At 48.6% G+C, this 12,071-nt stretch carries 10 protein-coding genes, 1 tRNA gene and 1 pseudogene; 2 read left to right on the top strand and 10 right to left on the bottom strand.

All coding sequences use genetic code 11. From position 1 onward, the window contains the following. Nucleotides 1–717: pseudogene (locus PPL9_RS34080) on the top strand (M20 peptidase family dipeptidase); the annotation flags it as partial. Nucleotides 718–916: 199 nt separating this feature from the next. Further along, nucleotides 917–992, top strand: a tRNA-Phe gene (locus PPL9_RS04225). Between the two features lie 941 nt (nucleotides 993–1,933). Here the strand turns inward: PPL9_RS04225 and PPL9_RS04220 are convergent. The 10 genes from PPL9_RS04220 to vgrG all read right to left on the bottom strand — a co-directional run. Then, nucleotides 1,934–4,966 (bottom strand): DUF6531 domain-containing protein, encoded by a 3,033-nt coding sequence (locus PPL9_RS04220; protein WP_057461483.1) that lies wholly within the window; start codon nucleotides 4,964–4,966, stop codon nucleotides 1,934–1,936. A gap of 3 nt (nucleotides 4,967–4,969) precedes the next feature. Further along, the gene (locus tag PPL9_RS04215) at nucleotides 4,970–5,434 is read right to left on the bottom strand and encodes an SMI1/KNR4 family protein (RefSeq protein ID WP_057461482.1); all 465 of its coding nucleotides are present in this window, start codon (nucleotides 5,432–5,434) and stop codon (nucleotides 4,970–4,972) included. Further along, nucleotides 5,427–5,639 (bottom strand): HNH endonuclease, encoded by a 213-nt coding sequence (locus PPL9_RS31075; RefSeq protein WP_161831204.1) that lies wholly within the window; start codon nucleotides 5,637–5,639, stop codon nucleotides 5,427–5,429. The genes PPL9_RS04215 and PPL9_RS31075 overlap by 8 nt, the downstream gene beginning before the upstream one ends. Before the next feature lie 133 nt (nucleotides 5,640–5,772). Continuing rightward, nucleotides 5,773–6,639: a PAAR domain-containing protein gene (locus PPL9_RS31070; protein WP_082596531.1), complete on the bottom strand. Its 867-nt coding sequence runs from the start codon at nucleotides 6,637–6,639 to the stop codon at nucleotides 5,773–5,775. A 391-nt stretch (nucleotides 6,640–7,030) separates the two neighbouring features. Further along, nucleotides 7,031–7,534: an SMI1/KNR4 family protein gene (locus tag PPL9_RS04205; protein ID WP_057461481.1), complete on the bottom strand. Its 504-nt coding sequence runs from the start codon at nucleotides 7,532–7,534 to the stop codon at nucleotides 7,031–7,033. 130 nt (nucleotides 7,535–7,664) lie between these two features. Next, on the bottom strand, nucleotides 7,665–8,219 hold the full coding sequence (locus PPL9_RS04200; protein WP_057461480.1) for an SMI1/KNR4 family protein: 555 nt from the start codon (nucleotides 8,217–8,219) through the stop codon (nucleotides 7,665–7,667). 19 nt (nucleotides 8,220–8,238) lie between these two features. After that, nucleotides 8,239–8,949 (bottom strand): HNH endonuclease, encoded by a 711-nt coding sequence (locus tag PPL9_RS04195; protein ID WP_057461479.1) that lies wholly within the window; start codon nucleotides 8,947–8,949, stop codon nucleotides 8,239–8,241. Between the two features lie 12 nt (nucleotides 8,950–8,961). Then, complete coding sequence (locus PPL9_RS04190; protein WP_152986590.1) at nucleotides 8,962–10,317, bottom strand: hypothetical protein; 1,356 nt, start codon at nucleotides 10,315–10,317, stop codon at nucleotides 8,962–8,964. A 10-nt stretch (nucleotides 10,318–10,327) separates the two neighbouring features. Then, a complete protein-coding gene (locus PPL9_RS04185) occupies nucleotides 10,328–11,248 on the bottom strand; it encodes a DUF4123 domain-containing protein (RefSeq protein WP_057461477.1) in 921 nt (306 codons plus the stop codon). Between the two features lies 1 nt (nucleotide 11,249). After that, a partial coding sequence (gene vgrG, locus PPL9_RS04180; RefSeq protein ID WP_152986589.1) for a type VI secretion system tip protein VgrG occupies nucleotides 11,250–12,071 on the bottom strand: 822 nt, incomplete at its 5' end.

Here is a 12,071-nt window from a genome sequence, read left to right as displayed (position 1 = left end):
AACGGGGGCGGGCTGCTTGCAGCCCCCGCCATTATTCTCGCTAACGCTATCTCCTGCATTGCGGACAAGCGCGGTCAAATCCAGATTCCTAGTTGGCGCCCAACCAGCCTGACACCAGACATTAGGGAAGCTCTGAGTGATCTTCCCGTTGGTGATAGTCAAGGCCCGACCATAAACGAGAATTGGGGTGAGGAGGGTCTCACCCCTGCCGAGCGTGTGTTTGGCTGGAACTCCTTTGCTGTGCTCGCAATGAAGAGCGGCGCACCAGAAGCACCAGTAAACGCAATTGATGGTTATGCCTTCGCAGTTTGCCAGCTGCGCTACGTCGTGGGAACTGATGTTCAGGGTCTCATCCCATCCTTGCGTGCGCATCTGGATGCCAATGGATTTAATAATGTCGAGATAAGGCAGGAAGATCGCGGCTTCTTTCATGCAACGCGCCTTTCGCCAGACAATGCTTGGGTGCGCATGGTGATGGCGTCCCTGGAAGAAACCAGTGGCAAGGCACCCCATCTTTTGCCAAACCTTGCTGGTTCCTTGCCTAATGAGTGCTTTGCAGAAACATTGGGCCTGCCAACCGTTTGGGTTCCGCATTCTTATGCTGGGTGCTCGCAGCATGCGCCCAATGAGCATATTCTCAAGCCAGTTGCCCGCGATGCCATGCGGAATATGGTGGCGCTGTTTTGGGATATTTCGGAAAAAGGGGCACCTACTTAGGCTATTCAATGCCGTCGTGAGGCTCATTTTGGGATAAAACCCTCATGATTTAAGGCGCTTAAGAGAAAATGGTGAGCAGGCAGTGGAGAAAACAGATTTCTTTGTAAAAAATGCATTTGCCTGCTGGACAGGAGAAATTTGGCACCCTATAAGACGCTCACCTTCGCAGGACGGGAAACAAACCGACCTAGCAGAATGTGCCCGGATAGCTCAGTTGGTAGAGCAGCGGATTGAAAATCCGCGTGTCGGTGGTTCGAATCCGCCTCCGGGCACCACTTATCTTCCTGAAATTACTAGATAATAAACTGAGCATTTGCTCTGCTTTCTCAAGGTTTGACACTTTTTTCGGCATGGTTTGACACTTTTGCTCTAACTGCTTGCAGAATTCTTCCCCGCGCAAAGTGATTTCCTTCTCAAATCGGGCAGCAATATCCGACATGTTTTTCCGCAAATCAGCTCCCTTAGCATAAAGCCGCGCCATGGCTTCTGTCTCATGTCCCAGCGCGGCGGCAAGATCTCTGTCGTTCAGCCCAATCTCACGCAAAATGGTCGCCACCGTATGCCGCAGACCATAAAGAGTAAGGCCCGGCTCAATCAGGTTCTGTTTCTCAAGATGGATGCGTAGTTTGCGCCATGATGCTCTGAACCCCGAGACAGTCCATGGTTGCCCTCTAGAGTTTGCACACAGCGTTGGCGCTTCGTGATCTGGCGCATCATCAAGAGTTGATTTCAATCAAGTAGCATGTCGTTTTGCCTCATTACTCACTCCAGTCAGCAAGATCTCGGGTCGAAACACTTCCTTACTCAAATCAACTGATCTGTGCTTAGGCCTTCATCGCACGCTCACCACTCACGCAATATCTTAGACAGCGCGGCGCGTAGTTTTTGCTCCTCCCGCCCTGAATCCTATCGAGATGACATCGTCAAGCATCCGAAAGGCGGCTGCAAGAAGTTATCACGAGCTCTGGCAGGTTGTCGGGTAAGTCTGTGACCTGTTCGAAAAGGATGAGTGTAGCAACGTCTTCAAGGCTGTAGGATATGAAACCAATTAAACGCGATGCACTCCAAAAATCAAAATTGGAAGGTGGGGGCTGAACACCGGTTACGATAGAGCCATACAACATGAGCAATGATTAGAGGCGGAAATCGGTAGCGCTTGTAACAGATCGGAACTGAGGTCATAGTCCTCGCTTACTCATTAAAACTGCGGCCAGAGCTAACTTGATAGTGCCCCGTAAGGCCCCTTCCAGAACGGTATTTGGGGCCATATCAGACCTTCAGGGATCAATTGACCAAAAGGAAAAAAGTTATCGAGAACCTGCAGCCGCGACAGGACATAAAACATACCACTAAACATTCCAAAGCTGTTCAGTTTTGACATACGTACGGCTATTCGCGAAGAAGCATCAGCACCGAAAAGAGTGTGATCGAAGGGAAAGGTATAGCGTGTCTTATCGTCGGTTCTGAGCAGCACCCCATTCATACAGGGTAGACACGAAACCGGTTCATTATCCAGCATCATAAACCAGCGATGTCCTGCAGCATAATAAGGGCTACAGAAGCGTCGTGTTCCCCCGATTTCCTTCATTCTGACATCACAAATCTGACCCGTAAGAGTATAATTGAGATCTACCTCATCATGAAGATTACTTGCCCTTGAGTTTTGCAAAAATCCTGGAAGCAAGTTGGAAAATCGAATGGACTTAACCCTACCAACAACATCACGATCAAATTCGTAGCATAGAATATCCCGGTCATCCGCAACGAGCGTCACGGTTTGAACAGCCCCAGCAGGATTATGCTGAGTATTAAATGCCACTTCTCGACCTTTGGACTCCAGAGCAAACCGGTCACCATGATCTGTGATCAGCAGTTCCTGACCATTCAAGTCAATCCTCAAATAATCATCCACTTGGTTCACATTCAGGTAGAAACCCGCACTTTCGCAGACAAACCCATTTGCTCTTAATGTGTAGCGATCTGTTCCTGAAGCGTCGATGCATTCGCCTTCCTTGTCGGAAAATCTCCTTGAAAAACTGGTTTGAATGCCATGCTGATTATCAATAGTCCCCGATTGGACAATTCCGGTTACATAGTCAGTTTCGGTATTGAATCGAAAAATCGCGTGGTCAGGATCGTCGATAACTTGCCAGCTTTGATCTGAATAGCATTTAAATTTTTGCCCATTCAGTTTTAGGATGTCGCAACCCTCCTCCCTCTCAATCTGAGCAAAAAAGTGATCACTTGTAACAGCACTTAACCGACCAGTATCATCATAGGTGTAGCGAAAAACCCTGTCGTCAATCTGTTCCGTTTCAAGAAGTGTTCCCAAATAATTCTTTTTGAGAACCTGCTGACCATCGGTCAAACTGCAAAGGCGACCAACGCCATCAAACGCAGCATCCAGCGATTGCTGAGGTTGCTCAGTCAAGTTTGCATCCCATTGATGGACACTGGTTTTGATGTTTCCATCAGATTGTTCGGATCTTGCCAAATGAGCTGTTCGGGCAATGTCAAACACATCAGTACCCGTTGAGGAAAAGGTCCATTCCTCGGAACTACCTGCAACTGCAAGATCATTTATAAACCCGGAACGACTGAAACCCACTTCGACGGAGCGATCCTCCAAACAGACCGGGCGACCAAAGACATCCCGACCAATAACTTCGGTTCCAATCTCGACAAAATCAGAGTGATTATCAGCATGGTAAAACTGAAGATGCGATACAGGCACCACATTGGAGGAAAAAGGAGACAACAAAGGCTCGGATACACCCAGAAAAGCCGCATGAAACAAACTGGACATACGGTCCAGAAGATTATGAGGCAGGTCTACATGAATACAAGAAGGATCCCCGGAAAGAGCTGCTCGCCAGCTGGTTCTTTCAACAGGAGCCGAAAGAATATCATGAACATGGGCAAGTAATATCTCTGCTCGTCCCTCTTGAACAGACTGCGGTAATTCAATGAGACCAGCTACCGACAAAGGCCTTTTTCGTACAATCTCAGCCAAAGAACCGAATAAGTCTGATGGAGAATTTGGGGCCAATCGAGGTGTTTGTACAACACCGTCTGTGAAGCTGAAGCTGGTATCTGGCGTTATAAGTTCCGACAGGGCTTTCGTATCTTGAGCATACTTCAGCAACCATTCCAGACCCCGGAAATTCATCGAAAGTAGATTTCCGGCACCGTCATAACCAATTCTCAAAAACTCCTGATCACCATCCCCTATTGACGCGAGCAGGCCCCATTCATCCTCATAAGAGAATTCCAGATTTGTATCTTCACCTGCCTCCACCCGATGCAAGCGGCCATCTTGCCAGTGATAGGTAACGGTTCGCCCATCTGCCAACCTGAAAGAGGAAAGAACGGCCTGGTCACAATCAATGCTGAATTCGGTTATTGCGTCTCCACCACGGCGGATTACCGTCTTGTCAGTGGCCGGATAGGCACATTCCAACGGCGCCATGCCATGCCTGAAGCGCCTGTTCAAAAGCCGGTTATCACTATCTAGCTGCAAGGCTTCAAACGCACCTGAAGGTCTCACCCGGTGGGTAAGCTTCCCGTCTTCATTATACATATAGGCCCACTCTCCGGCATATGCCGAGTGAACCTGTACAAGCCTGCCATCATCATCATATCGATAGGAACCAACATCCTTTAGTTGACCGGTTACCCGATCCCGCTCGCTTATCCGATTGATTTGCAAATCATCACAATGAATATCAAGATGCAGCCCGTCATTGCGGGAAACACTGGTCAAATTTCCGTAAGCTGACCGTTTGAAACGGATTTCATCGCCAGCTTCATTATATAACCTGCGCAGAAAAACTTTTTTACCGTCCGACAAACCAAACTCGTAAAACAATCCCCCTGCTACCCGAAAGGTCGGGCGCATATTCAGGATTTCAAGCTTCCAGTCCTTTACAACAGGATTGGTGGAAATTCCCCCGGACCAAGGTATCTGGAAACGTGCTATCTCACCCGTTGGCAGGTGAAGGCTCAACCATTCCGGGCCCGGCAGAACATACAGGCTCCAGTTATCAATCCATCCCTCGCCAGTCTGTCCGTTGAAAAGTGACATGGACTGCCAGGTCGAGGTCAGAAAGAGGGGAATTTTTCCCGGGTAATAAAGATCAGTTCTGGAAAAGGTCGCTTCACCAGAGACAGGATTGAAAATTGAATCCACAAGCCGGGTGTTTCCTGGCCTCTGCCCCCGATAATCATAAAGATCATAAAGTATGGACATATGTTAGCCCTGAAAGCTGAAGAGACGTTCAAGGAAATGATCCAAGTTTTTCCCGATATAATTCAGATTGCTGTAATCAGCGTCCCCTTCATTTTCATGATTCCAGAAATATATCGCGCCTGCATCATCTCCAGACAAGGACAGCAGGATCAGATTACCGAACGGATCATGCGCAATGGGAAGCATATGGGATGGAACACGCTCGTCCTCGACATACATGGAACAATAATCCAGTAAATCTGACGGATCATCAGTTCCCACTGACAAAAACCAGTCCACCAAAGAGTCGCTATAGGGACCATCATCATCAAGAAACGAGAAGCATTCTGGTACCGGTCTACCGCCATTGTGCTGAGACAAAAACGACCGGTAATCTGCTGGCAGAGCAAATCCTAGTTTCTTTTCCAAAGATGCAAGAGCTGCTTCATCAAGCCCGGTGGAGGCGTCCAATATCACTGCCTTAGCCATTCTTCAGTTGCTCCTTGATTACCGAAACACCACCGGAGTGAGGAAAGGCGTTATGCATGCTGGAATCGACAAGTTGCAATGTACCCGGATTGGCGCCATCATGGTGCCAGGTAAACCCCTTTGGAGTTCTGACATGCCCTGCATGCTCGTTTGCCATACAACAGTCACGTATCCGACTGGGTTTAGCTGTCTTTGATACAGTCATATTTTTCTCTTTTAATCTCGCTTTGACAGATCCAATCCGACCTGTTTCTTGCATGCATGTTCGTGTCTGCACCCTTAAAATCAATTTGTGAAGGCGTGAAGACCTATTAAACTTCAACTACGTTCGGGCAAACTCAGAGACCACAGGCATTTGCCATGAGCTTCACACACATATCCGAGGCCTGCGGACGCAATACAGAATCCAGCTTTGCCGGGTTTCCTGATTGGGCCAGAGCATGCAATCCCGCCACTAACGGATTATCGGGAATATTCGGTATGGTCGCAGACAATGGCTCCCCCAGTGATATCTCGGACGACACGGCATCGGAAAAATTTTGCGAAACACGGGAGACAGCCTGAGAGGTAACTTCCGGAACCTTCCCTTTCAGAGCACCAATCAGGGCGCCGCTGTGTAATGCCTTGGTTTTGAGCGTATCAAGAGCTTTATTCGTCAGGCCATCCAGCCCAACTTTGGGAAGATGCGAGGCAACATGGTGGGACAGGATGTCTTGAATTCCACTTTCAAGAATTGAAGCGAGCTGATCCTGCACAAATGAACCAAGCTCAGGGACGGGCATCGACAGAGCCTCCTTGAAGGCGAGCAATTCGACCGACGCAGGATCTTCCAGCCTGCTCAAACCCGGATCCAGCAAGGGCGATGCATTATCCTTTGCGCCTTTCATGCAGCTCTTCAGAGGACCACCCATTCCCACATCACCAATGAAGGTATCACCGGAGCCGGCTGAAACAGAGCCGCCACAGCCGATACTATCCCCCACACGACCTGCTTTTTTGCCGTTGATGAATACGGTAGCAGACCCGGCAGACAGGGAACGTGGATGAGGAGGGCATTGGGGACAGCCATGCGGCGCAAATGCATCACCCAGCCTCACGGCCTTTCTGCCGTTGATGAAGGTATCGCCGGAACCGCTAATAGCCGGTGTCGGAGGAAAACAGCCATGGCCTGCCCCAATATCTCCCAATCGTGCTGCTTTTGGCATTTCGCCTCTCCTTCAAAATCAAAAAATCAAAATCCGATGAAGCCCGCAACGAGCCCTGAAAAAAAACAACAGTGGTGACCGACGCAAACCCGTACTCTGGATGCGGAGCAAGACGCGCGAAAAACTCAATACAAAAAGATCCATTACCCTTCTCAAAAAAGCACGTCAGAGGGCCAGATCCTGTTCCGTTTTCCTTGCAATAACGCAGATACTGCTTCAGGCTTTCATGATCCTGAAAACTGAACTCGAACGCCTTTCCATGATAGGAAATTCCCGTATCCAGTGCTCGTTTAAATCTGGATATCCATATTTTATAGTCTGCACGTCGCCTCTGAACTAGACAATCATCTAAGCACTGCAAACTCGACTGCCAATCAAGTTTCAGTCAAACTCACTCTGGTCCTTCGTCAACAAGCTGCGAGAAAAAACTGTCGAAACTATCTGCAAGAAATAAGCAATGTTCCAGGAATGCTTCTGTTGTTTCCAGTTCTTCTTCTGTCTCATCATCAAAACCAAAAACACGGCCTGTTTTCAGGTCCATCAATATATGTTCATGCTGCGCACCATTTGCAATTTTGATATAATAATCAGGCGCATAATAGTTGTCTCGAATATCATCAGTTTCAATCATCACATCGGAAAAGGAAAAATTCCTTCGAAAAAGATCATTGATGCATTTTTCAGGATCACTAGAAATATGCTGAAATTTTGAAACACAGGCCACCGTTTCATCATCCCTGTTATAAAAACCGGGTCTAACTCCAGCCAGATATCCACCATTATACTTTCTCAAAAAAGCAAGATAATCATCAGGAACCGGATATTTTGCCCACGCTTTAAAGGCTTCAATTTCCCGTTCATCAGCAGGCTGTGCGATCGGATCGATATGAGGCATTATTTTTAATTCTCAAACCTCGCGGCAGTATCTTCAGGGACGCAACCAGTTATGGCTTCTCTATTATCGAGAAAATCTTCTACAGGTCCTGTATTCCCAAACCACACACCCAACAACATGACGATCCGCTTTATGAACCAGAACTAAATTTCTCTTTGATTTCATCAGGAAGATATCCCATTCTAACTTCCCAACTATGAATAGCGTCTTCATCTGCATAAAGGCCGTCGATAAACTCGCTAAATGTGTCGGCAAGATGCAAAGCTCCATTTTCCAGCCGGATCTGATCCCCTTCCAGATAAACACCACTATCCACGAAGGCAAAAACCTTACCTCTGTGCGGTCCTTTGATTGCAAGAGTGAAACTTAGATGGCCTGCCGCTCCTTCTGCAAACATGATCATATTTTCTCCCATCACTTCTTCATCGACAGCATCTTCTGTTTTATACTGAATTGACAATATAGCATCTTCAGGGGATAACCTATAAAATTCCTCAATAACCAAGTGTTCCATACCAATTTTACCTGAAAATTGGTTTGGAACTGGGTTCCCCCCGATACCATTATCTTGAAGGAACAGAAGAAAATCTTCAGGAAGACTAACGCCAAATCGTTTATTTACCCATTCTTCAAATATTTCTGAATTTTTATTCTCTGGGCTCCAAGTAAAAAATACTCTCTGCATAATACCCTCCTGCGTTATCCTATTTTCCCGAATGCCCGCCAGCATGCTTAAACAAATTATGCACATTATGATCAACCAGCAACATCGAACTACCATCCTCGTGGTGATGCCATAAATATACTTTCGCACCATCCGCATCTCTTTTCTGAGGGCTATCTTTTAGTGCAGTTTTTCCGTCTGGCTCAACAACATCAGCGTCTTTAGCCAAATCCGGATTTTCTCTTATAAGTTTTTCATTTGCTTTCTCATAATCTTTGACCCTGTCACCAGTAAAAGAGTCAATTTTTGTTTTATGTTTGGTGAAGTCATCAAAAATCGGCTTGCCATTTACATAAGGAATCTCGACATCCATATTTCCTTTGGTGGAAGTATCTATATTCTTACCATAGATCACAGCTCCTGTATCAGGATCATATTTTAGCCAACCACCTTTTTTCTCCCATTTTTTGAAGATAGGCGCGTTGGGGCCTGCATTGTGACGACCGAGCTTTTCCTCAAGATCCTTCGCGCTTATGGGCTTTGCATTTGGATGATCATCCAGCACACTTTTTTTAGGAGGCTCTGCTTTTTTTGCCGCGTCAGCTGAACTGTCAATAACATCGGGAGCTTTGCCATTCTTTTTGATATTGGTCATCCCGTTCAGCCCGGCGGCTTCTCCGCCTGCTTTTCGACCAGCGATCAATCCGGCCTGACCAGCATTTCGAGCTGCTGATGAAGGAGCTTTTGCCATATCTCTCTCCTTTTAGCTCGGCGCACTGGCTTGGAGTGCGGAGGCCGTTCCACCAGCCGCCGCACCACTAGCCGCAGTATTTTTAAATATCTTCACCGCATCTTTGGTCAGAGCCCGGATCGTGTCCTCATCACGCAGATTGCCAACTGCAAATTTGATGATCTTGTGAACAAATTCCTGAAACACATCATCAAGCTTTCCGAGTGCTTTTTCGACCATGCCAACTGCCTTGGATGCGAATTCTACAATCTTGCTAACGGCCAGTTCCGCTGCCTTGATCAACCCAGAGGTGTCACGCAATCCCCACAAGGTCCAGCTTGCCCGTGCTTCTGCCAGCGCCTTGCTGGCTTGTTTCTGCATGGTAGCCAGAAACTTTTTGAAGAGGCCCATAGCCTCCTTGATCAGTTTCTGAAAATCGGCTGCCAGATCCTGAAGCCATTTGACGGCATTGCCGGAAGAGAAGAAGCGCGCCACAGCCATGACGGAATTGACCATTTCTGGTGATGCGGCCTTCTTGAAGGATTTCAGGAAATCGCCTGTCGCCTTCAAAAACGGTTTGCAGGCATTGAAAATGGTTTTGAAAACCCCCTTGACGACCGATCCAACAGTAGGGACCAGCCCGATGGTGCAAATACCTAGCGATAGCCACAGCAACCAGCCCTCTTCCTCCCGCACCTTGCTATCACAAAGCTTGAGCACAATCGCAGAAACATCCCTGAGATCGCCAACCTGATCGATAATAGGAATGGCCGTCAGCGCTGCATCGAAGATAATCTGCCCGGTTGTCGGATTGTCATTCCACTCTCCTTGCAGCGCACCCCATATCCAACCAAACCAACTTTCATCATCAGCATCCAGTTTCCGTAGGGTATTTCTCGCATTTTCCTCAATCCGTTTATATTCATTGACTTTTCGCTGTGTATCATCGTCCAGCCCACCAAACAGACGACCAAGCGCAGTACCGTCAATCTCGTCGCGCATGCGCTCCGCTTCATCCCGCGCAAGACGCGCACGAACAATATCTTGGTTTTTCAGATAATCTGGATTCCGCTTCTGCTGGTTTTCCGGCTTGTATTCAATGGCATCCTCACCGGCCAGCACCATGGCAGCCTCGTTTGGCAGGCCATAGATCGCCACCATGCCATTATCGCCACAGGTGCCGTTGGTCTCTGCGCCCCCCTCCATGATCAAATGAAACGGAGCCCCTGGAGACGGGAAAAAATCCTCATAATGAACAAAAACGGCCAATGCATTCGGACAATGGTCACAAATCCTGTCCGGGTGTTCCTTGACCGTCGAAAAATCAAGATCGGCCAGGTCAATCACATCTCCGGTTGGCTGACCGCCTGCTGTTTCTGCCTGTGTCATTGCACCTGTCCTATGCTGCACCCAGCCTGGACGCATCCTTGCGTCTGGCCACCTGCGTCAACCGTTCGATCTTTGATTGCCCGGACATAAAATCTGGCCCGGAAAGAATGGACTTCGCCTCTGGCAGCGTGCCATTTTCGTGGAAGCCCTCACCAAAAGCAGTCGTCAAGACAATGAACTTCACCTTGTCCCGTTCCATTTCAAATCCAAGCTTTTTGGCGGTCTTCTCCGATCTTGCAACGAGTGCCAGCAAGTCCTTGTCACCTCGGTCAATCAGCTTTTCGCCAAAGCCCTTACGCAGAAAATCCAAAATGCGTTCATGCCGAAGCTCAGTCTGCCTGCCCCGCAATGCTTCGAACTGCCTGGCACCTACCCGGTAGGGCGGAAGGCTGGCAATCCCGGCTTCTTCGGTGTGATTGATGCGATAGGTATAAAAGCGTTTGTCCTTGCTGTTCGGTGCGATATGGAAAGCCCCTAAATCACCACAGAAGGCTTGGGCCATTTCTGGCGTCATTGAGCGCAAAAATGTTTCAAGAAGGCGCGGATCATAAAAACGGAAGAGAACAGTTGTGTTCCCTTTGGGCGGATAGACATTTACCCAGTTCCGCCAATGCTGAACGAGATGAGACGTAGCAACCCTATCAGATGTCTCGAGAAAGAAGCCCCAAGCATCATCACTTTGCGTCAGGCTAACAATATGCTCCCACATCTCGTCTTTGGGTCGGACAAGATGGGGCGCTTCCGTATTGTAATAATCCTCAGCCAGCTCCTCATAGAGACAAAAGCCATCCTCTTTCAGATCAGCCGCATGTCCGGGAACATCCTTGTTCCCGCAGGCATCAACAAGAGCAAACAATCTGCCCTCATCACGAAGAGATGCCAGATCATCCCAGCTGACATGGTCAGGGATATTGGTATAGGACAACGCCATATCACCTGTATCCCCGGTCGGTTGCAACCTCAGCAGCTTTCGGGTCCGTTGGCTCTTCAGGCGGTGGTGGGGCGGCATCCGCCGCCGTCCCCGGACTACCACCCTGGTTGATCTTTACTTTGTTGCCGACAATCGTAACCCCGCCGGAATCAATCTTGACGAAACCACCCGGCCCCTTGATGGTCAGTTCTTCGGTGCCTTCCAGAACAATATTGGGTGCCTTGACCGTGGTCTTGCCCAAAATAGTCGTCGTCGAGCCTCCTTCAACCTTGAGGCTGTCCGATCCCTTGATCATGGTGGAGCGGTTGGCACGAAAACTGTTTACGACAGCCCCGTAAACCGTTGTATGCAGGGCGTTATAGACCTTGAAAAGCAGTTTGCCGCCGAAGATCCAGTTCGTCTCATTATCAATGCGACGATATTCATCTTTTGCTATGTGCTGATAATGGTTGTTCTTGACCAGCAGGTGTCGGTTGTTCTCTACAATCTGATGCCGGTCATGCCGGATATGTTCACGCCGGTCATTCTCGACAACGATGTCCTGATCTTTTTGGGCATGGACATATACTTGCTCCATCCCGGCCTGATCTTCAAACCGCAACTCGTTCGAACCCACACCCTTGTGAGTATCCGACTTGATTGTCATAACCGTTTTAAAGTCCGGCAGTTGGTAGGGAGACTTGTTATTGTTGTGGTACGTCCGCCCCGTGATGATGGGTTGGTCCGGGTCGCCTTCGAGGAAGTCTACGATGACTTCGTGGCCGATGCGGGGGATGGCGATGTGGCCCCAGCTGGCGCCGGCCCAGTTGGAAGAAACGCGGAT

The sequence above is a fragment of the Pseudovibrio sp. POLY-S9 genome (assembly GCF_001431305.1).
GTDB lineage: Bacteria > Pseudomonadota > Alphaproteobacteria > Rhizobiales > Stappiaceae > Pseudovibrio.
This window is presented reverse-complemented; position numbering and strand designations above follow the sequence as displayed.